This window comes from Stenotrophomonas ginsengisoli, assembly GCF_001431485.1.
Taxonomy (GTDB): domain Bacteria; phylum Pseudomonadota; class Gammaproteobacteria; order Xanthomonadales; family Xanthomonadaceae; genus Stenotrophomonas; species Stenotrophomonas ginsengisoli.
The window spans coordinates 108039-128651 of the sequence record NZ_LDJM01000021.1; the positions used below are offsets into that span (position 1 = coordinate 108039).

General features: G+C 66.7%; 20 protein-coding genes. 11 read left to right on the forward strand and 9 right to left on the reverse strand.

Annotated features, from left to right (window positions below; genetic code table 11):
- The first annotated feature begins 157 nt into the window (after positions 1–157).
- The 3 genes from ABB30_RS08985 (at position 158) to ABB30_RS09000 (ending at position 4142) form a co-directional block, all read left to right on the forward strand.
- Positions 158–775: a hypothetical protein gene (locus tag ABB30_RS08985; RefSeq protein ID WP_057637962.1), complete on the forward strand. Its 618-nt coding sequence runs from the start codon at positions 158–160 to the stop codon at positions 773–775.
- A gap of 380 nt (positions 776–1155) precedes the next feature.
- Positions 1156–2385: a sugar transporter gene (locus tag ABB30_RS08995; protein ID WP_057637964.1), complete on the forward strand. Its 1230-nt coding sequence runs from the start codon at positions 1156–1158 to the stop codon at positions 2383–2385.
- 95 nt (positions 2386–2480) lie between these two features.
- Positions 2481–4142 carry a dipeptidyl-peptidase 3 family protein gene (locus tag ABB30_RS09000; protein ID WP_057638027.1) on the forward strand — a complete coding sequence of 554 codons (1662 nt, stop codon included), beginning with the start codon at positions 2481–2483 and terminating at the stop codon, positions 4140–4142.
- A gap of 667 nt (positions 4143–4809) precedes the next feature.
- Here the strand turns inward: ABB30_RS09000 and ABB30_RS09005 are convergent.
- Together ABB30_RS09005 and ABB30_RS09010 are read right to left on the reverse strand one after the other, a co-directional pair.
- Positions 4810–5076 (reverse strand): DksA/TraR family C4-type zinc finger protein, encoded by a 267-nt coding sequence (locus ABB30_RS09005; protein ID WP_057637965.1) that lies wholly within the window; start codon positions 5074–5076, stop codon positions 4810–4812.
- Positions 5077–5148: 72 nt separating this feature from the next.
- A complete protein-coding gene (locus tag ABB30_RS09010) occupies positions 5149–5928 on the reverse strand; it encodes a hypothetical protein (protein WP_152980663.1) in 780 nt (259 codons plus the stop codon).
- 274 nt (positions 5929–6202) lie between these two features.
- Between ABB30_RS09010 and ABB30_RS09015 the strand changes: the two genes are divergently transcribed.
- The 4 genes from ABB30_RS09015 to ABB30_RS09030 all read left to right on the forward strand — a co-directional run bounded on the left by ABB30_RS09015 (position 6203) and on the right by ABB30_RS09030 (position 10385).
- Positions 6203–6790: a hypothetical protein gene (locus ABB30_RS09015; protein WP_152980664.1), complete on the forward strand. Its 588-nt coding sequence runs from the start codon at positions 6203–6205 to the stop codon at positions 6788–6790.
- Positions 6787–8115 (forward strand): XVIPCD domain-containing protein, encoded by a 1329-nt coding sequence (locus tag ABB30_RS09020; protein WP_152980665.1) that lies wholly within the window; start codon positions 6787–6789, stop codon positions 8113–8115. Before ABB30_RS09015 ends, ABB30_RS09020 begins: the two co-directional genes overlap by 4 nt.
- Positions 8116–8264: 149 nt before the next feature.
- Positions 8265–9479 (forward strand): leucine-rich repeat-containing protein kinase family protein, encoded by a 1215-nt coding sequence (locus ABB30_RS09025; protein WP_057637969.1) that lies wholly within the window; start codon positions 8265–8267, stop codon positions 9477–9479.
- Positions 9480–9617: 138 nt separating this feature from the next.
- Entirely contained in the window at positions 9618–10385 is a 768-nt protein-coding gene (locus ABB30_RS09030) for a nuclease-related domain-containing protein (protein WP_057638028.1), read from the forward strand.
- 60 nt (positions 10386–10445) lie between these two features.
- Here the strand turns inward: ABB30_RS09030 and ABB30_RS09035 are convergent, their stop codons facing one another.
- From ABB30_RS09035 to ABB30_RS09045, 3 genes are all read right to left on the reverse strand, one after another.
- Positions 10446–11003: an ankyrin repeat domain-containing protein gene (locus ABB30_RS09035; protein ID WP_057637970.1), complete on the reverse strand. Its 558-nt coding sequence runs from the start codon at positions 11001–11003 to the stop codon at positions 10446–10448.
- A gap of 55 nt (positions 11004–11058) precedes the next feature.
- Positions 11059–12585, reverse strand: a complete 1527-nt coding sequence (locus tag ABB30_RS09040) for a catalase (RefSeq protein WP_057637971.1) — start codon at positions 12583–12585, stop codon at positions 11059–11061.
- Positions 12586–12737: 152 nt separating this feature from the next.
- Entirely contained in the window at positions 12738–13313 is a 576-nt protein-coding gene (locus ABB30_RS09045) for a DUF2058 domain-containing protein (RefSeq protein ID WP_057637972.1), read from the reverse strand.
- 71 nt (positions 13314–13384) lie between these two features.
- Here ABB30_RS09045 and ABB30_RS09050 point away from each other — a divergent pair, with 71 nt between their 5' ends.
- Complete coding sequence (locus tag ABB30_RS09050; protein ID WP_057637973.1) at positions 13385–13891, forward strand: M48 family metallopeptidase; 507 nt, start codon at positions 13385–13387, stop codon at positions 13889–13891.
- A 62-nt stretch (positions 13892–13953) separates the two neighbouring features.
- Complete coding sequence (locus ABB30_RS09055; RefSeq protein WP_057637974.1) at positions 13954–14658, forward strand: RNA pseudouridine synthase; 705 nt, start codon at positions 13954–13956, stop codon at positions 14656–14658.
- A gap of 34 nt (positions 14659–14692) precedes the next feature.
- Here ABB30_RS09055 and ABB30_RS09060 read toward each other — a convergent pair whose 3' ends face one another.
- Together ABB30_RS09060 and ABB30_RS09065 are read right to left on the reverse strand one after the other, a co-directional pair.
- Positions 14693–15007 (reverse strand): AzlD domain-containing protein, encoded by a 315-nt coding sequence (locus ABB30_RS09060; protein ID WP_057637975.1) that lies wholly within the window; start codon positions 15005–15007, stop codon positions 14693–14695.
- Positions 15007–15678 carry an AzlC family ABC transporter permease gene (locus ABB30_RS09065; protein ID WP_083489779.1) on the reverse strand — a complete coding sequence of 224 codons (672 nt, stop codon included), beginning with the start codon at positions 15676–15678 and terminating at the stop codon, positions 15007–15009. Before ABB30_RS09065 ends, ABB30_RS09060 begins: the two co-directional genes overlap by 1 nt.
- Positions 15679–15763: 85 nt before the next feature.
- On the opposite strand from ABB30_RS09065, the gene ABB30_RS09070 reads away from it, so the two are divergent.
- Positions 15764–17317 carry a phospholipase D family protein gene (locus ABB30_RS09070; RefSeq protein ID WP_057637976.1) on the forward strand — a complete coding sequence of 518 codons (1554 nt, stop codon included), beginning with the start codon at positions 15764–15766 and terminating at the stop codon, positions 17315–17317.
- 66 nt (positions 17318–17383) lie between these two features.
- Entirely contained in the window at positions 17384–18208 is an 825-nt protein-coding gene (locus ABB30_RS09075) for a proteasome-type protease (protein ID WP_057637977.1), read from the forward strand.
- Between the two features lie 12 nt (positions 18209–18220).
- On the opposite strand, the gene ABB30_RS09080 is transcribed toward ABB30_RS09075, so the two are convergent.
- Together ABB30_RS09080 and ABB30_RS09085 are read right to left on the reverse strand one after the other, a co-directional pair.
- Complete coding sequence (locus tag ABB30_RS09080) at positions 18221–19162, reverse strand: alpha-E domain-containing protein (RefSeq protein ID WP_057637978.1); 942 nt, start codon at positions 19160–19162, stop codon at positions 18221–18223.
- A complete protein-coding gene (locus ABB30_RS09085) occupies positions 19162–20610 on the reverse strand; it encodes a circularly permuted type 2 ATP-grasp protein (RefSeq protein WP_057637979.1) in 1449 nt (482 codons plus the stop codon). The genes ABB30_RS09080 and ABB30_RS09085 overlap by 1 nt, the downstream gene beginning before the upstream one ends.
- Between the last annotated feature and the right edge of the window lie 3 nt (positions 20611–20613).

Sequence of the window (20613 nt, forward strand, 5' to 3'; positions counted from 1 at the left end):
TGGACCCGTTTGCCGGCTCGGCCCCGGCTGCCGGTGGCGGTGCCAGCCCTGCCCCGGCCAACGATCCGTAACCGGGCGCACAGATCACGTGTTTGCCTTTTGACAGGCCCGCAGTGGCATTGCCACCCTGCGGGCCTGTTGTCATGGAGGCCAACTGATGCCCATCGCTGCACTGCGCCACACCCTTGCACCCCTGACCGCCGTCCTGCTGCTGGCCGCCTGCACCGCCAGCTCGGACAGCAATGCCGCCCCGGCCAACCTGGCCGTGGCCAGCAACGCCGCCATCGCCGCCCAGCCCCGGCCGACCAATTACGGCCACGATGACCTCGCGGCCGATCACGACCTGGACGATGTTGATGGCGTTGATGACGACGATGACCTGGATGAGCTTGACCCGGCCGCGCATATCCGCCGCCAGATGGCCCAGCAGCCGGCCCGGCGTGGCAGTGGCGGCCCGGTGCAGGCCTGCACCCTCAGTGGCAGGGTCACCATCGCCGGCCACAGCGAGGACATCCGCGACTGCATGCAGTCCAACGGCACCTATTCGGTGGCCGAGTTCCAGAAGGCTTGTGAAGGCCTGGCCAACGGCCTGAACCAGACCGGCAATGCCCCGGCCAGGATCGAGTACGGCAACCGCTGCCCGAGCCCGGCCCAGGGCAGCTGCCGCAACTTCATGAATTCCGGCATGGATGCCTACTACTACCAGCGCACCGAGCTGGCATCGCTGCCCGGCTCGTGTACCAATGCCGGTGGCCGCTGGCAGGCCGGCGGCTGATAGGGCGCCACCGCCCTTGCCCCCTGCCGGGCCCGCCATCGCGGACCCCGGCAGATCCCACCACCGCTCGGCACACGGCAGCATGCGTTGTCCCTGCGCGCCGGCCTGGGCCGTGATCCTGGCCAGCGGGCCTGCATGACGCCATCGCCGGCGGCCAGCACCGCACCCGTGTCGCGGCGTGCGCGGCATGAACGCAAACCCTGCCTGCAGCGCCCCAGCCGCGGCTGGGCCGTGGCCAGCCTCATCTGCGCAAACACGCTTGCACTGGATCTGCACGCTGGCCACGCCACCGCCGTGGCCAGCGTGCGCAGGCCGGTGCGCTGAGTGTGGGAAAATACGCGTTCCTGCAGCACCTCCCTGCGCCGTAACCACTGGTCCGCATGTCCTCCCCTGTCTGTCCGTCATCCCCTGCTGCTCCTGCGCAGGGTCTGGCACCTTCCGATGCCCAGCGCTGGGCCGCCGTGATTGCCCTGGCCCTGGCCGCCTTCATCTTCAACACCACCGAGTTCGCCCCGGTGGGCCTGCTCAGCGACATCGGCCACAGCTTCGGCATGCCGGTGGAAACCACCGGCCTGATGCTCACCATCTACGCCTGGCTGGTCGCCCTGACCTCGCTGCCACTGATGCTGGCCACCCGCCGCCTGGACCGCCGCAAGCTGCTGCTGGGGGTGTTCGTGCTGTTCTGTGCCAGCCATGTGGTCTCGGCGCTGGCCAGCAGCTACCCGATGCTGCTGGCCAGCCGCGCCGGCATTGCCCTGTCACACGCCGTGTTCTGGTCCATCACCGCCGCCCTGGCCGTGCGCATCGCCCCGGATGGACGCCAGGCCCAGGCCCTGGGCCTGCTGGCCACCGGCACCTCGCTGGCGATGGTGCTGGGCATCCCGCTGGGCCGGGTGGTGGGCGAAGCGCTGGGCTGGCGCATCACCTTCGCCGGCATCGGCGCGGTGGCCCTGCTGGTGATGGTCGCCCTGGCCCGCCTGCTGCCGCCGCTGCCCAGCGTCAATACCGGTTCGCTGGCCAGCCTGCCGGTATTGGCACGGCGCCCGGCGTTGGTCCTGTTGTACCTGCTGCTGATCGCCACGGTCAGCGGCCAGTTCGTGATCTACACCTACATCGAGCCGTTCGTGCAGCGTATCGGTGGCCACTCCAACCAGGTCACCACCGCCGTACTGCTGTTGTTCGGTGGTGCCGGCATCATCGGCAGCGTGCTGTTCTCGCGCCTGGCCCCGCGCCATCCGCGTGGCTTCCTGGTGGTGGGCATTGCCGGCATGGCCACGGCCCTGTTCGCCCTCGCCCTGGTCGTGGGCCATGCCTGGCTGCTGTATCTGGTGGCCACGCTGTGGGGCATTGCCATGATCATGTTCGCCCTGGACCTGCAGTCCAAGGTGCTGCACCTGGCCAGTGATGCCACCGATGTGGCGATGTCGCTGTTTTCCTCGCTGTTCAACATCGGCATCGGTGCCGGTGCCCTGCTCGGCAGCGTGGTGGCAAGCCACTACGGCCTGCAGCACATCCCGCTGGCCGGCGGCAGCCTGGCCTTGCTGGGGCTGGTCCTGGCCGCAGTGATGGTGGGCCGCTATCGCCAGGCCATGCCGGCTGCCCAACGCTGATCGCACCGGCACAACGCCCGCCACCGCGGGCGTTGTGCTTTTTCCCGGTCGCGCACTGGCCTAGGATGGTGGCTTTCCCATTGCAGCAAACCGCCATGACCTTGCGCCCGCTCACCCTGGCCTTGTCCCTGGGCCTGGCCAGCCTCACCGGCTGCCAGGCGGACACCGCCACGCCTACCGCCACCACCGCTGCCAGCCCCAGCGAAGGAACCGACATGGCCGCCCGCGTCGCCCGTTATGCCGAAGTCCCGTTGAGTGCGGACCTGTCCCACCTGTCCGAAGGTGACCGCCAGGCCGTGGGCCTGCTCATCGATGCCGGGCAGATCATCGATGCCCTGTTCTGGAAGCAGGTCTGGGGCGACCGCCAGGGCCTGCTGGCCCGCACCAACGACCCGGCCACCTCCCGCTACATCGACATCAACTATGGCCCCTGGGACCTGCTGGACGATGACAAGCCGTTCGTGGACGGCATCGGCCCGCGCCCGGCCGGCGCCCAGTTCTATCCGGCCGACATGGGCAAGGACGAATTCGCCGCTGCCGACCTGCCCGGCAAGGACAGCCTGTACACCCTTATCCAGCGTGATGATGCCGGCAAGCTGGCCGTGGTGCCCTACAGCCAGGCCTACAAGGCCGAGCTGGAGCAGGTGGCCGCGCTGTTGCGCCAGGCCGCCGACGTGGCCAGCGACGCCCAGTTCAAGGCTTACCTGCGCCTGCGTGCCGATGCGCTGTTGTCCAATGAGTACCAGGCCAGCGACATGGCCTGGATGGACAGCAAGACCAGCCCGATCGACGTGGTGATCGGCCCGATCGAAAGCTACCAGGACCGTCTGTTCGGCACCAAGGCGGCCTTCGAGGCCTTCGTACTGATCAAGGACCAGGCCTGGAGCGAGAAACTGGCCCGTTTCGCCGCCCATCTGCCGGCGCTGCAGCGCGGCCTGCCGGTCGATGCGGCCTACAAGGCCGAAATGCCCGGTACCGATGCCGACCTGAACGCCTACCACGCGGTCTACTACGGCGGTGACGCCAATGCCGGGGCCAAGACCATCGCCATCAACCTGCCCAATGACGAGCAGGTGCAGCTGGCCAAGGGCTCGCGCCGCCTGCAGCTGCAGAACAGCATGCGTGCCAAGTTCGACACCATCATGGCCCCGATCGCCGCCGAGCTGATCGCCCCGACCCAGCTGGACCACGTCACCTTCGATGCCTTCTTCGAGAACGTGATGTTCCACGAAGTGGCCCACGGCCTGGGCATCAAGAACACCCTGGATGGCAAGGGCACCGTGCGCCAGGCCCTGAGCGAGCTGGCCAGCAGTTACGAGGAAGGCAAGGCCGACATCCTTGGCCTGTACATGATCACCGAGCTGGGCCGCATGGGTGAGCTGGATGCGTCCAAGCGCATGGACAACTACGTCACCTTCCTGGCCGGCATCTTCCGTTCGGTGCGCTTTGGCGCCTCCTCGGCCCATGGCCAGGCCAACATGGTGGCCTTCAACTACCTGGCCCAGGCCGGCGCCTTCAGCCGCGATGGCAGCGGCCACTACGCGGTGGACTTCGACAAGATGGAGAAGGCGGTCAATGACCTGTCCGCGCGCATCCTGACCCTGCAGGGCGATGGCGACCATGCCGGTGCCAAGGCCCTGCTCGACAGCCATGGCCATATCGGCAAGGACCTGGAGCACGACCTGGCCCGGATCGAGGCGGCCAACATCCCGGTGGACATCGTGCTGCGCCAGGGCCGCAGCGAACTGGGCCTGTAAGCCACCACCCAGGCAACGACACTGGAACCGGCGCCCTCAGGGCGCCGGTTTTTTGATGCCCTGCGCCCGGAACCGGCGCCTGGACAAAACTTGACCATCCATTACAAGTGCATGATTCAATGTGGAAAATCAGACTTTTCCACAGGATTCACCCATCCCCGCCCACCTGCTGTGTGGAAAACCCATTCAGGCCAGTGAAACGCGTCTGGACAAATCTTGACCAATCAGTGCAAGTCATTGTTTTTAAATATCTTCGAACAGATATCCACAGACTGATCTACTTCACATCCACATCGGCGGTGGACAACCTCGTGCAGCCCGCAACAGGCCTCGCCCTGATCGATGAAAAGGGCCTGGACAATCCTTGGCCACAGCATGCAAACAGCTGTTCTACAAGCGGTTTAATGGGATATCCACAAGCTTTTCAAGCGCCGGCCCACACCCGCTGTGGAAAAGCCCGCTGATCGGCACCCAGCGCCCTTGGACAATATATGACCACTGCAGCAAAACCCTTGCGCGAGTAAGGCTGCAATGACTTATCCACATCTTTGTTGATTTCACATCCACACGAACGGTGGATAGTCCGTCGCCCGGCCGGCAGCGCTGGGCGCCCATGCCAGCCGCGTCCGCACAGCCAGCCCGCTGCATCCTGCGCCGTACCAGACCCTCAGCGCAGCTGGCTGTCCTTGCTGCCGCGCCGGTTGATGCCCGACTGGGCCTGCGCATCGGCATCGGCCTGCTCTTGGCAGGCCACGCACAGGCGTACCCCCGGCACGGCCGCACGCCTGGCCGGCGGGATCAAGGCATCACATTCCTCGCACTGCTCGCGCCCCGGACCGCTGGCCAGCTGCGCCCGCGCGCGCTTGACCGCGTCCTCCACGGTGGCATCGATCTGCTGCTGTACGGCGTCATCGCCGGCCCAACCGGTGGCCATGTCTGTCTCCAGATGCAATCAGCACTGCCTAGCGATGGTAGCGCCGGCAGCACCTGTCGTCGCTGGCCGGGTTCACGGACAGTCGTGCTGCCAGCGGTCCTGCGCGATGTCGTAACACAAGCCTGCGAGCTCGAAGTGCTCGGCCACCACTTCCGGCCAGGCCAGATACGTAGTCGGCGCCTGCTCGCGGCACAACAAAGTCTGCGCCCGCGTCTCGGCCCCGTCGGTACGTGCATCAATCGGGGCAATGTGGATCCCCGCACTATAGGCAGACGCCTGGAATGGCCCGCCACCAAGCCGGTCATACCTGAGCCAGCCCTCCAGCTGCTGCTGGCCATCGACAAAGATGATGTTGCCGTATACGCCGCGCCCAAAGCCCAGCCAAGGGCCTGACGCCTGTGCCCCCTGCATTGGCTGGCTCCACTGCTGCACCTGCTTGCCATCGTCAATGTGCAGGCTTACCTGCGGCGACGGGGTATGTGCGATGCACATCTTCGCCTGCCGGCCATCGTCCAACTCACAGGAAAACACCGTGGTCTGTGCGCAATCGCGATGACGCAGCAGACGTACGCGTTGGTCATTGAGCCGCGCCAGAACACAGGCGTCATAGGCCGGGCTCGGTACCTGGCCCGGCACAGAGCCCTCTTCCACGGTCTCCATGCAGGCCTCCCGCTGCTTGTACAGCCAGGAGTCCATATCCACCTTGTCCCCCTCATTGCTGTCGCGCCACAACTGCTCCAGCTCCCGCTGAAGCGGTTCTGATTGTGCAGCCAGCACACCCACAGCAGCGGCTACCCGGGCACTGCCGGCCAACAACACCGGCATCACCACCAACGGCCATACAAACAACACCTTGTGCATCCTGCCACCTGTTGCACATCCGCCATGGATGCAGGCAATCGTAACGACTGCCCGACAGCAAACTGTGCAAGGCCTCACACAACGGCACGTTGCCAGCTGCAATCCACCGCCGCCCATGATCTACCATCGCTATCGATCCGGCTTCATGGCAGGCAAGCAACCAATGACTCAAACCACCGGCGTCCAACAGCGCCTGCCATGGCCCCGTATTTCCCTGCTGCTCGCCCTGCCCATGCTGCTGGCGGCCTGCCCATCGGAGAACCGCATGTCATCTGCAAACACCCCGGCTGATGCCCAGGCCAGCGACGGCCAGCAACCACAGGCCCGTACCCACGATCATCCCCTCCAGGCCGTCGAGCTGCTGCTGACCCTGGACAACCCGCCGGGCCCGTTCGCGGTGGTGGAAGGCGTGGCCCAGTACGACGTGGTCAACGAAGAACAATGCGGCCACATCAACCCACTGAGCGGCACCGCCGAGCGCATCACCCACCAGCAGGCCATCGCACTGCAAGCCGTGGGCGAGAACCGCTACCGCGCCACCCTGTACCGCGACCTGATGCGCGATGAGGATTACTACGGCCGTGGCGTCTGCCAGTGGCAGTTCAGCGGTGCCGGCGCCCTGCTCAAGGCCAGCGGCGCCGACGGGGAAACCCGCTTCACCGCCTTCATCGATGCCCAGGCCATCGACCAGGGCCACAGCGCCACCCGCCATTACCCGGCCGCCGATTACCCGCGTGTGCCGGGCATGGATGACTATGGCCAGGCCGGCAAGGCCGATGCCGACAGCTATGTCCCGGCCCTGCGCGCGCAGCTGTTCACGGCCACCCTGCAAGCCAACAAGGCAGGTCAGTGATGCCCGACAGCCGCGCCTATGCCGCCCTGGCCAATGATGCCTATACCGACCGCCGCGTTGGCCAGAACCTGGCCGGCCACGAAAAACCGGTATCGCTGGCCGGGGTCAAATACGACATCCTCGAACATGCCGACAACCCGAAAACCGGCTACCAGGGCACGATCTACCGCAGCCAGCAGGACGGCGCGATCATCGTCGCCCACCGCGGCACCGAGCAGATCTTCAAGGACGGTGTGCTGGCCGATGGCGGCATGGTGCTCACCCGCAACAACCTGCAGGTGCCTGACGCCATTGCCCTGACCAAAAGGGCCATGGCCCATGCAGACAAGATCGGCAGCGAGGAAGGCCGCACCCCGGAAGTCAGCGTCACCGGGCATTCGCTGGGCGGCACCCTGGCCCAGGTCACCGCGCACGAGTTCAACCTCAAGGGCGAGACCTTCAACGCCTATGGCGCGGTCAGCCTGAACCGGCGTATCGGCGAAGGCGAAGGCAAGGTCACCAACCATGTCATGGCCGCCGACGCGGTCAGCGCGGCTTCGCCGCACTATGGCCAGGTCAAGATCTACGCCACCCAGAAGGAAATCGACACCCTGTACCAATCCGGCTTCCGCGAAGCCGGCTGGGCCCAGGCACTGATGCCCGATTCACCGGTGCTGGCGGCGGCGCGCTCGCTGGGCTCGCACAAGATGAGCCAGTTCGTCGGCGAGCAGTCGGTGCTGGAACGCCCGCAGGCGCAGGCCCTGGCCAAGGCCAATGCCGGGCTGATCGAAGACTACCGGGAGAAGGTCGGCGAGCTGCGGCAGAGCATCACCGAGGGCTCGCGTGGCCTGCCGGGCAAGGTGCTGGACACCATCGATGCGATCCGTGGCCCGGCCGCGCCCGGTGCCGGCCTGCGCAGCGCGGTACAGCACGAACCCAACAGCAGCGTGCTGATGAGCGACCCCGCCCATCCCGGCAGCCGCCTGTTTGCCCAGGCCCAGCAGGGCGTGCACGGCAACGATGCCCGGGTCGGCCGCACCCCGGACCAGATGAGCGACCAACTGGCCGGTTGCCTGGCCAGCCGCATGCACGCCGCCGGTGGCCAACGCATCGATGCGGTGCTGCTGAGCAACGATGCCAGCCGCACCTTTGCCGTGCAGGGCAACCCCAACGACCCGGCCCATCTGCGCGTGGCGGTGGAAACCACCGCGGCCATGCACACGCCGCTGGAGCACAGCAGCCAGCAGCTGCTGGCCCAGAACCAGCAGGGCAAGGCCCAGGAACAGGCCATGGCCCACAGCCAGCAGTCCGAACAGCAGGCCAATCCTGTCCGCCACATGGGCTGAAAGCCCGCTGCAGGCAGGCCATCAACATCGGCACCGCAAGGTGCCGTTGTTGTCTGTGCGCGGGCGCTGCGACCGGCGGTTGTCGCGCAGCGCGTGCTGGCCGTTCAACGCCGTCGATGCCGGCAGCCGCGCCATTACACTGTGCCGGCATGCATACCCTTGACGACTTGAACAGCGGTGCCCTGGCCGGTTCCCGCCACGTACGCCTGACCCATCTGGGTCTGCGCCAGTTTCCCCGCCAGCTGTTCGACCTGGCCGACAGCCTGGAGATCCTGGACCTGTCCGGCAACCAGCTCAGCGAACTGCCCGACGACCTGTCTCGCCTGCATCGCCTGCGCATCCTGTTTTGTTCAAACAACCCCTTCAGCGAACTGCCTGCCGTGCTGGGGCAATGCCCGCAGCTGGAGATGATCGGCTTCAAGGCCTGCGCGATCGAGCATGTTGCCGCTGACAGCCTGCCGCCGCTGCTGCGCTGGCTGATCCTCACCGACAACCGCATCACCCGGCTGCCGGCCAGCCTGGGCCAGCGGCCGCGCCTGCAGAAGCTGATGCTGTCCTGCAACCGGCTCAGCGACCTGCCCGACCTGGCGGCCTGCCAGCAGCTGGAACTGCTGCGTCTGGCCGGCAACCAGTTCCACCAGGTACCAACCCCGCTGCTCGACCTGCCGGCACTGGCCTGGCCGGCGCTGGCCGGCAATCCCTTCAGTGCCGGCAGTGAGCAGGCCGCACTGGCCGACCCGGCACAGGCCGTATTGCCGTGGAAAAGCCTGCAGGTGGGTGAGCTGCTCGGTGAGGGCGCCAGCGGGCATATCCATCGTGCTGCGCACAGAAATGATGGCCACCAGATCGCGCTGAAGCTGTTCAAGGCTGCGGCCACCAGCGACGGCAGCCCGCAATCGGAGCTGGCTGCCGGCCTGCAAGCCGGCCAGCATCCCCACCTGCTCACGCCGATAGCCCGTGTCGATGGTGCGCCCGGCAATGGCCTGGCCGTCGCCCTGCCCTTGCTTGATGGCCACTACCGCCCCCTGGCCGGCCCACCGAGCTTTGCCAGCTGCACCCGCGATGTGTATGCCGAGGATCTGCAGCTGAGCCCGCAACAGGCCGAACAGCTGCTGCAGGGCATCCGCGCCGCCGTGCAGCACCTGCATGCACGCGGCATCGTGCATGGCGACCTGTACGCCCACAACATCCTGTGGAACCCGGACAGCGGCCATGCCCTGCTCAGCGACTTCGGCGCCGCCGTGCTCACCAATGGCCTGCCCGCCGCCACGCTGCAGCGACTGCAGGCCATCGAGTGGCGCGCCTTTGCCCATCTTGAAAACGAAGTCCGCCTGCGCACGGCAAGCCAGCCAACTGCCCGCTGAGTCTGGCAGCCCCCGGCCATCGCCCCTGTTGCGGGGCGGTTACGCTGCTGGCCCAGCCATCAGCGGCATGCCCTGCCGATGTACGCTTGGCAGGAGCCCGACACACACCGCCCTACACGTCATGCAAAGGAGTTGCTGATGCTGTCATTGCTGCTGCCCCTGTTCTTGCCCCTACTGGCTGTGCTGCTCCCTCTGGCACTGATCGCCGGCCTGCTCAGGACACCGCGCATCAAGGGCTATCTGGGTGAGCGCTGGATGCGCTTTCTGATCGATCGCCACCTGCCCGTACCGCACTACCACGCCCTGCACGATGTGACCCTGCCTACCGTGGATGGCAGCACCCAGATCGACCACCTGCTCATTTCCCGCTTCGGCGTTTTCGTGCTGGAAACCAAGAACATGCGCGGCTGGATATTCGGCAGCGAGCAGCAGGCGCAGTGGACACAGAAGATCTACCGCCACAGCGTGCGCTTCCAGAATCCACTGCGACAGAACTACAAGCACCTCAAGGCCGTGCAGGCCCTGCTCGAGCTGCCCGATGACAACGTGCATTCGGTGGTCAATTTTGTCGGCAGTGCCAGCTTGAGAACCATAATGCCGGCCAATGTCACCCGTGGCAGCGGCTTCATCGCCCACATCAAGTCATTTGGCCGCGTCGTGTTTGACGATGAGCAGGTCAAGACCATGCTGGCCCGGCTGCATCAGGGGCGGATGGCGCCCGGCCTGCAGACCCGGCAGCAGCATCTGCGCCATCTGCAGCAACGCAGCGACCCGCAGGCACAGCGGGGGTGTCCCCGCTGCGGCAATGCGCTGGTGCTGCGCACACGACGCAACGGCAACAAGGCTGGCCAACAGTTCTGGGGATGCTCGACGTATCCGCGCTGCCGGACCCTGCAAGCGCTGTAATGCCGTCAACAAAAACGGCCCGCAAGGGGCCGTTTTTCGCATCAGGGCAGTGCCCTGCACTCAGCGCTGCGGGGCGAACTCACCGCGGGCCAGAGACTCCACGCTGTTGCCGGCGGCGTCGCGGGCGTTCATGTCGGCCCCGCGCTGGCGCAGGTCGGCCAGGATTTCCGCCCGCTGGAACAGCGCGGCGTACATGGCCGGGGTCTGCCCGGCATGGTTGCGCTGGTTCGGCGCACAGTCGGCGGCCATCAGCTGGCGGGCAATCATCACCTCGCCCTTGAAGATCGCCCCGAGCAAGGCGGTGTTGCCGCGCTTGTCCTCGGCGCAGACGTCGGCACCGGCATTGATGAGCTGGGTCACCGCCGCCTTGCGCCCGTTGTAGGCGGCCAGGATCAACGCGGTATAGCCCTTGCCATCGGCACGGTCCAGGTCATAGCCACTGCTGATGAACTCGGCCAGCATCGCGGTATCACCGCGGCGCGCCGCATCGAACAGGTAGCCATCCAGCTGGGTCTTTATGTCGGAGGGCGCGACGGCATAACCGGCCTCGTCCGCCCAGGCATTGGCGCCTGCCAGGCTGATCAGCGCGGCCAGGCAGGGAGCAGAAAATCGCTTCATCGCACACTCCTTGGAATGGGTCCGGGCGAGCATGCGGCCGCCCGGAAGGTCAAGCTCAGTCAGCCAGCTTGGAGGCCAGCTCGCGCACGCGGGCGATATCGCCCTTGGCAACGCGGGTCAGGCCTTCGCCATAGGCGGCATCAGCCTTGTAGAAGTAGGACAGCATGGTGTGCTTGGCCGCATCCTCGGCACCGGCCAGGGCACCGCCCAGCGAGTTGATCAGGTCGGCCTGCATCTTGCGGTCATAGCTGCGGAACAATTCACCGGCCTGGACGAAGTTCTGCTCGCGGGCAATCTTGCGCTGCTGGGTCACGCCTTCCAGCGGCAGGTTGCTGTAGCGGGCAGCCACGGCTTCCGGACGCGGGTTCATGCTGCTCGGCTCGAAGTTCACCTCACCGGTGCGGGCACCGAAGTTCATCGCGCCATCGGAGTTGTTGGAGTTGACCTCCACACGCGGACGGTTGATCGGCAGCTGCTGGTGGTTGGCGCCCAGGCGGTACATCTGGGTGTCGGAGTAGGAGAACAGACGGCCCTGCAGCAGGCGGTCCTCGCTCGGCTCGATACCCGGGATGGTGTTGGCCGGGGCCATGGCCACCTGCTCGGTTTCCTGGAAGATGTTGGCCGGGTTGCGGTTCAACTCCATGGTGCCGATCTTGCGCGACGGGACCAGGTCTTCCGGCCAGATCTTGGTGGCATCGAGCGGGTCGAAGCTGAAGCCAGCCAGCTGCTCGGCTTCCAGCACCTGCAGGTACAGGTCCCACTTGGGGAAGTTGCCGGCGTTGATGGCTTCGATCAGGTCGCGCGACATGTGGTTGAAGTCGTTGGCCTGCACCGCAGCGGCCTGCTTCGGGTCGTGGTTGCGCACGCCCTGCTGGCTCTTCCAGCTGAACTTGACGTAGCGGAACTTGCCATCGGCATCGACCAGCTTGTAGGCGTGGACCGAGGAACCGTCCATCTCGCGGTAGGTCGCCGGGGTGCCCTCGTTGGAGAACAGCAGGGTCAGGGTGCGGGTTGCTTCCGGCACATGCTGGAAGAAATCGAACAGGGTCTTGTCGGTGCCGTAGTTCTTGTCCGGGTCCGGCTTGAAGGCGTGGACCATGTCGGGGAACTTGATCGCATCACGGATGAAGAAGGTCGGGAAGTTGTTGCCGACCAGATCCCAGTTGCCCTGCTCGGTGTAGAACTTGGTGGCGAAACCGCGCGGATCGCGCAGGGTTTCCGGGCTGTGGTTGCCGTGCACGACCGAGGAGAAGCGCACGAACACGGGGGTCTGCTTGCCAGCGCTGAACAGCGAGGCCTGGGTCAGATCGCCCAGGTCGGCCGAAGCGGTGAACACGCCGTAGGCGCCGGTGCCGCGCGCATGCACCACGCGCTCGGGAATGCGCTCGCGGTCAAAACGCTGCAGCTTCTGGATCAGGTGGACGTCCTGCAGCACGACCGGGCCGTTGGCGCCGGCGGTCTGCGAGTTCTGGTTGTCACCCACCAGCGCGCCGTTGTCGCGGGTCAGGTTGCCGGCGGTGGCGCCGGTGGTCAGCAGGGAGCCGGCCAGGGCCATCGCCACGAACAGGGTGCGATGCTTCATGAGGATTTCTCCAGTAGGGTGCGGCATAGGATCGCGACCACGACCACGGCTGGGAAATCGTTTGTTCACATGTTTGAAATAGGAAAACCCTATGCAAAAGGCCGCTCAATCGCAGCGATTGAACGGCCTTATCGCACTGGTGGCGACGCCACTCACCACATCAGGTCATCAGGCACCTGGAACTGGGCGTAGTAGGCATCATCCTCGGCATTGCCGGTGGACGGCTCCACATAATCACGGCCGGCGTTGTCCAGCACGATCAGCTCGGCCGCACGCTCGCGCACCTGCACCGCCGCCGCGCGCGGCAACAAGGCAAAGCCCTCGCCATCACGGGCGATCACCAGGGCGGCATCGATCACCTGCTGGCGCAGCGCCTCGCTCATCAGCAGGGTGCGCACCACCTCGCCGTCGTTGAAGCGGTATTCGGCCTCGCCCTTGGCGGCCACCTTCTTGTCGGCAATGATCTGCCGCGCCTGCGCGCGCAGTTCACCGGCACGCCGCTGCGCATTGCGCTCGGCGGCAATCTGGCGGTCACGCTCGACCTTCTCGGCACGCGCCTTTTCCGCCTCGATGCGGGCGGTTTCAGCCTCGGCGGCCAGCGCTGCGGCCTTGGCGTCGTGCTTGTCGGTGCGCGCCTTGGCCTGTTGGTTGGCCACCTGCGACACCTGGGATTTCTTCACCAGCCCGGCCTTGAGCAGCTGGGCCTGCAATGCATTGGCCTTGGCCATGATGCCTACCTCGTTGGATCTGGCGCCTATGATAGCCAGCGCACCACTGCCCGCGCTTGAACCAAACGCCGATGTCCACACCCCTGACCTACCTCAATGGCTACCCGCCGCATGTCCTGGACCAGGTCCGCCAGCTGATCGATGGTGGCCGTCTGGCCGAGTACCTGCAAAAGCGCTATCCCGAGCCACATGCCGTGCGCAACGACGGCCAGCTGTATGACTACGTGCAGGAGATGAAAAACCGCTACCTGCGCTCGGCCCCGCCGCTGGCAAAGGTCATCTATGACGGCAAGCTGCAGGTGGTCAAACACGCCCTGGGCACCCACACGGCCATCTCGCGCAACCACGGCGGCAAGCTCAAGGCCAGCCGCGAGATCCGCATTGCCAGCGTGTTCCGCGATGCGCCGGCGCCGTTTCTGGAAATGATTGCCGCCCACGAGCTGGCGCATATCCGCGAAGCCGACCACAACAAGGCCTTCTATGCGCTGTGCCGGCACATCAGCGCCGATTACCACCAGCTCGAGTTCGACCTGCGCCTGTACCTGACCCATCTGGACCAGCAGCGCGCCGACAGCTGAAATCCCCCATCGCAGCGCCGGCGCACTACACTCCCCGGCCCCGCAGCACGAAAGCCACCACCATGACCGACACCACCGAACGCCTGGACAAGCGCCTTGCCCGCCAGCTGGACTGCGCCCGTGGCCAGGCCCGGCAGTGGATCGAGAACGGCTGGGTGCGGGTGGATGGGCAGGTGGTCGAACAGCCGCAGGCCCAGGTCAGTGCGCAGCAGCAGGTGGCGGTGGATGACAACGCCGAGCAGCAGAAGGTGGAAATGGCCACCATGGTGCTGCACCAGCCGGCCGGGATGGCGGTGGACGCGCTGGCCGAGGCGGTGCGCCCGGAATCACAGCGCAGCGATGACCCCTCCGGCGTGCGCCGTCTGCAGCGCCATTTCCAGCACCTGCAGGTGGCCCTGCCGCTGCCGCCCTATGCCAGCGGCCTGGTCATCGTCAGCCAGGACGGCCGCGTGCTGTCCCACCTGGCCAGCCACGGGCTGGAGGTCGAACACGAATATCTGGTGGATGTCAGCGGCCAGGCCAGCACCTGGACCATCGGCAAGATCCAGGCTGCCCTGCGTGGCGCGCAGGCAGTGAAGATCAGCTGGCAGAGCGAGCAGCGCCTGCGCGTGGTCGGCAAGCGCCTGGACCCGGCGGTGTTGCGCCATGCCTGCCAGGAAAACGGCCTGGCAGTGGAAGCGATGCGCCGCCTGCGCATCGGCCAGGTCGGCCTGAGCAAGCTGCCGGCCGGGCAATGGCACTACCTGGCGGCCGGTACCCGCTTCTGAGCCACTGATGGCTCCAGCGCAGCCTGGGCCGGCCTCAGCCGATCCCGGCCCAGCGCAGGGCCGCCGCTGCGGCCGCGCCCAGCACCACCACCAGCAGGAACGGCAGGCGTGCCCACAGCGCCAGGGCCGCCACCAGCAGTGCGCCGATGCGTGCATCCAGCACCAGCTGCTGGCCACTGGCCACGGTGTTCATCACCGTCAGCGCCGCCAGCAGGCCGATGGTCAGACGCCCGGCAGCCGCCGCCACCGCCGGCTTTTCCAGCCAGTGCGCCGGCACCAGGTAACCACCCAGCTTGGTCACAAAGGCCAGCAGCCCGCCCAGCAACAACCACGGCCACAAGCCTTCCATCAGCGCTTCCCCTGCGACCACAGGCCCCAGCCGGCAGCCACCAGCGCGGCGATCAGGATCGGCAGGCCCGGCGGCACCAGCGGAATGGCCAGCACCGTCACCAACGCACACACCACCGCCAATGCGCCGGCCTGGCGCTGGCGCAGACGCGGCCAGAGCAGGGCAAGGAAGGCAGCCACGGCGGCGCCATCCAGGCCGAACTGACGCGGATCACCCAGCGCATTGCCGGCCCAGGCACCCAGTGCGGTGCACAGGTTCCAGACCACGAACACACCGATGGCGGCGGTCCAGAAGCCACGCCGTTGTTCGCCGGCATCGGCCTGGGCAGTTGCCGTGGCGGTGGATTCATCAATGGTCAGCTGCGCGGCCAGCGGCTTGAGCCAGCCGGCCGGGCGCAGCAGGGCATTGAGCTGCATGCCGTAGATCGCATTGCGCACCCCCAGCAGGCTGGCCGCGCCCAGCGCCGAGGCCGGTGCCCCGCCGCCGGCCAGCACACCGACAAAGGCAAACTGCGAGCCACCGGTGTACATCAGCAGGCTCAACGCCATGGTCTGCCAGAAATCCAGCCCCGCCGCCACCGACAGGGCACCGAAGGACAGGCCGTACAGGCCGGTGGCCACCGAGATTGAAAGCCCCATCCGCACGGCCGGGGATTGCCAGAATGATTTCATCTGCAAATGATGCCAACTTGCCCCGGGCAAAGGAACCGCAGCCATCCCGGCCACGATCGCCGCCCAACCGGTTTAGTATCGCGGCATGAGAAAACTGCACCTGCGACGCCTGATGTGGATCATTCCCCTGGTGCTGTTGTTGCTGATCGGCAGTGGCCTGCTGCTGGCCGACCGCCTGACCCCGGCCGCCAGCGGCCAGCCCTCCCACGCCCTGCCGGTGGCCGGCGATCCCACCACGCTGGACCGAGAGGCCGCGCCGCTGCTGCAGGCCCATCCCGGACAAAGCGGCGTGCTCTGGCTCAGCGATGGCCTGGATGCCTTCGCCGCGCGCAGTGTGATTTCCCAGCGCGCCGGGCGCAGCCTGGATGTGATGTATTACATCTGGAAGGACGACATCCCCGGCCACCTGATGGCCCACGAGCTGTACCAGGCGGCCGAACGCGGGGTGCGCGTGCGCCTGCTGCTCGATGACCTGAACATGCATGGCTTCGACCCGGCGATGGCGGCCATCGATGCCCATCCCAACATCGAGGTGCGGCTGTACAACCCGTTCCGCAACCGCGGCGGCCTGTGGCGTCTGGTGGAGATGGTGCAGCGGGTGTTCTCGATCAACCACCGCATGCACAACAAGGCCTGGATCGCCGACAACCAGGTGGCCATCATCGGCGGCCGCAACATCGGTGCGGAGTATTTCGACGCCCGCGAAGACGTCAATTTCCGCGACCTGGACCTGTTGCTGCTCGGGCCGTCGGTGGGCCAGGCCAGCGCCATCTTCGATGACTACTGGAACAGCCAGGCGGTGGTGCCCATTGCCGCGCTCAACCCGCATACCCGGCAGCAGCTCGATGCGCTGCTCCAGACCGTGGACATGGAAAGCCAGCTGACCCAGGCCGCGCCCTACCTGGCCCGGATCGGGCAGCGCCTGGCCGAGCCGACCCTGCGCCAGGACCATGTGATCCAGTGGTCAGACAGCGTGCGCGTGCTCTCCGACCCACCACTCAAACACCGCAAGGCCCAACGCGATGACTGGCTGGTGCAGGCCATTGTCGCCGACCTTGGCAGCAGCAGGCGGCAGATGCAGCTGATCTCGCCGTATTTCGTTCCCGGCCGCAACGGCAGCGAGCGCATGATCGCCATGCGCAGGCAGGGGGTGGCCATCGAGGTGGTCACCAACTCGCTGGCTGCCACCGACGTGGCCGCCGTGCACAGCGGCTGGAACAGCTACCGCAAACCGCTGGTGGCCGCCGGCACCACCGTGTACGAGCTCAAGCGGCGTGGCCCGCGCAGCGGCATCGTCCTGCCACTGGGTTCCAGCGGTGCCAGCCTGCACACCAAGGCCTATCTGGTCGATGGCCGGCGCGGGTTTGTCGGCTCGTTCAACCTGGACCCGCGCTCGGCCAACCTCAACACCGAGATGGGGGTGCTGTTTGACGATGACGCCCTGGGCGCGCGCCTGCAGCGTGAATTCGATTTTCTGGCCCATCCGGACCGCAGCTACCAGGTCAGCCTGGATGGCCAGGGCAAGCTGCAGTGGACCGACGGCGATGGCCAGCGCTACCACCATGAGCCGGACACGCGCTGGTGGCTGCGGGCCTGGGTCGGGCTGCTGGGCCTGCTGCCGATCGAATCACAGCTGTGAGCCGTTTGCCGGCCAACAAGCGGGCAATCTGGCACACTCCGGGCAACAGGATCGACAGGCACGACGATGACTTACTGCGTTGGCATTGAAGTGGGCGACGGGCTGGTGCTGGCCTCGGACACGCGGACCAGCGCCTCGTTTGACGATGTGCGCAGCCACCGCAAGATGCACACCTTCCAGATCGAGGGCGAGCGCGTGTTCGTGGTGATGTCAGCCGGCAACCTGGCCACCACCCAGCTGACCATCTCGCGCCTGCAGCACGACATGGATGCCAACGATGGCCGGCCGTCACTGCGCACGTTCAGCCACCTCTACCAAGCCGCCGAATACATCGGTGAAGTGCTGGCCGCCAGCCAGAGCCGGGTCAGCGCCGATGCCGCCAATGCCGGGGTCAGCGTGCAGTCCACCCTGATCCTGGGCGGGCAGATTGCCGGCGAACGCCCGGGCCTGTACATGATCTACCCGCTGGGCAACGCCATCGCCGCCTCGCCGGAAACGCCCTACCTGCAGATCGGCGAGGTCAAGTACGGCAAGCCGATCCTGGACCGCATGCTGACCAACCGCATGAGCCTGGGCGATGCCGCACGCTGCGCCCTGGTGTCGCTGGATTCGACCATCCGCTCCAACCTGTCGGTGGGGGCACCGATCGACCTGGCCATCATCGGCGCCGGCGATCTGCGCGTGAGCCACCAGCAGCGTCTGTACGATGACACCCCGCTGCTGGCCCGGGTCCGCGATGAATGGGGCCAGCGCCTGGCCAATGCGGTGCGTGACCTGCCGCGCTTTGACTGGGAACCTGCGCGTCCGGCCGGCGACACCAGCCTGCCGCCGGTGCCGCCGCCGATGCACAGCATGAACCCCTGGGGCGCGACCGGGCAGAGCCAGCAGTAAGCCGCCGCTGGCCTACTGGCGGAAGTAGCCTTCGGCGATGGCCTGGTCCAGCGCGGCCACATGCAGCTGGATCTCGTCCATCAGCAGGGCCGGGTTGTTGGCCGCCTGCCAGACCGGATCGGCATTGCGCACCAGGCCCACCACCCGGTGCGCCTGGCGCTCCACTGCCGGCGCATGCGGCAGGCGTGGCACCACCGACAGCAGGCGGCTGAGGCAGAAATACACCGAGCGCGGGAAATCGTTGTCCTGCAGCAGGAAGCTCAGTGCGGCCTCGGCGCTGACCTGGCGCCGCATGTGGCGGCGGAACATCTGCATCCCGGCCAGCGAGCTGAGCACCGCGGCCCACTGCAGCGAGCGGTAGGCCTTCTCCAGCTCGTCGCCGTGGCGGGCACGGATCAGCCCGGAGGCACCGGCATCGATGATCCGGCTGGTCATGTCGGCCTGCTCCAGGCTGGCACCCAGACGCAGGAACTGGAAGCCGATGTCACGGCTGACATTGGCATTGAGCAGGCCGGACAGCTTCAGGCCGTCGTCTACGATGCGCGCGAACAGGTCACCCTCGCGCCCGCGTTCGAGCATCTGTGCCCCCTGCCCTTCCAGCAGCTGGTGCATGTCATTGACCGTGTCCCAGATTGCCTGCGGCATCACGTCGCGGATGCTGCGCAGCACGCTGCGGGCATTGTGGAACGAGCTGCGCAGCGAGGACGGGTTCTCCAGCGACAGCACCGAAAACGCCATGATCTGCGACTGCGAGTACTGCGCCTCGCTGCCGTGCTGCTGCACAAACAGCGCATCCACGGACAGCGTTCTCAGGATTGGCATCAGGTCGAAGGTGACCTGACGCGGCAGGTCCAGACGCAGCTGGCTGCAGGCGCCGAGCAGGCGCGCAGTGTTCTCCACCCGGCGCAGATACCGGCTGAACCAGTACAGGTTGTCGGCAACACGCGACAGCATCAGGCGCCCTCCTCGTCCATGTCCACCACCCAGGTGTCCTTGGCCCCGCCGCCCTGGGAGGAATTGACCACCAGCGAGCCTTCGCTCATCGCCACCCGGGTCAGGCCACCGGTGGTGACGTGGATGTCCTGGCGCGACAGCACGAACGGGCGCAGGTCCAGATGGCGCGGCGAGAAGCCGGCCTCGGTGACGATCGGCGCGGTGGACAGCGACAGGGTCGGCTGGGCCACGTAGTTGCGCGGGTCGGCCTGGATCAAGCCACGGAAGGTCTCGCGCTCGGCCGCGGTGGAGCGCGGCCCGATCAGCATGCCGTAGCCACCGGATTCATTGGCCGGCTTGACCACCAGCTGGTCCAGATGGTCCAGCACGTAAGCACGGTCGGCCGGATCATGGCACAGGTAGCTGGGCACGTTGGGCAGCAGCGGCTCCTGCCCCAGGTAGTAGCGGATCATCTTCGGCACATAGGCAAACACGACCTTGTCATCGGCCACCCCGGCGCCGGGCGCATTGGCCAGGGCCACCTTGCCGGCACGCCAGGAACGGATGATGCCGCGCACGCCCAGGGTGGAGTGCGGATGGAACACTTCCGGGTCCAGGAACAGGTCATCCACCCGCCGGTAGACCACATCCACCCGGCGCGGGCCGTACACGGTGCGCATGTAGGTGCAGTCGTCCTCGGCCACGAACAGGTCGCTGCCTTCCACCAGCTCCACGCCCATGGCCCGGGCCAGGTACATGTGCTCGAAATAGGCGCTGTTGTACATGCCCGGGGTCAGCAGCACGATCACCGGGCTGTCGCCCGGACGCGGGCTCAGCGCGGCCAGGGTGTCGTAGAGCTGGTGCGGGTAGTCATCCACCGGCAGGATGGCCCCGGTCTGGAACAGCTCGGGAAACACGCGCTTGGCCAGCGCGCGGTTTTCCAGCATGTAGGACACCCCGGACGGAATGCGCAGGTTGTCCTCCAGCGCGTACAGGGTGCCGTCGGCATCACGCACCAGGTCCGAGCCACAGATGTGGGCCCACACCCCCAGCGGCGGGGCGATGCCTATGCATTGCTGACGGAAATTGACCGAAGCGGCCAGCAGCTCGGCCGGGAACACCCCGTCGCGGACGATGCGCTGGGCCCCGTAGATGTCACCGATGAACAGGTTCAGCGCCTGCATGCGCTGGCGCAGGCCGGCCTCGGTGCGCTGCCATTCGCGGCGGTCGATGACCCGTGGCACCAGGTCGAACGGCAGGGTGCGGTCGACATTGCCGCCGTCCGAATACACGGTGAAGGTGATGCCCTGCTGGCGTGCCAGCAGGTCGGCTGCCTGGCGCCGGCGCTCCAGCTCGGCCGCATCCAGGCTGCCCAGGTAATCGACCAGGCGGCGCGCGGCCGGCCGGGCCTGGCCGTCGGCATCGATCAGCTCGTCGAAGGTGTGACTACGGTAATGCGACCAGTCCATCGC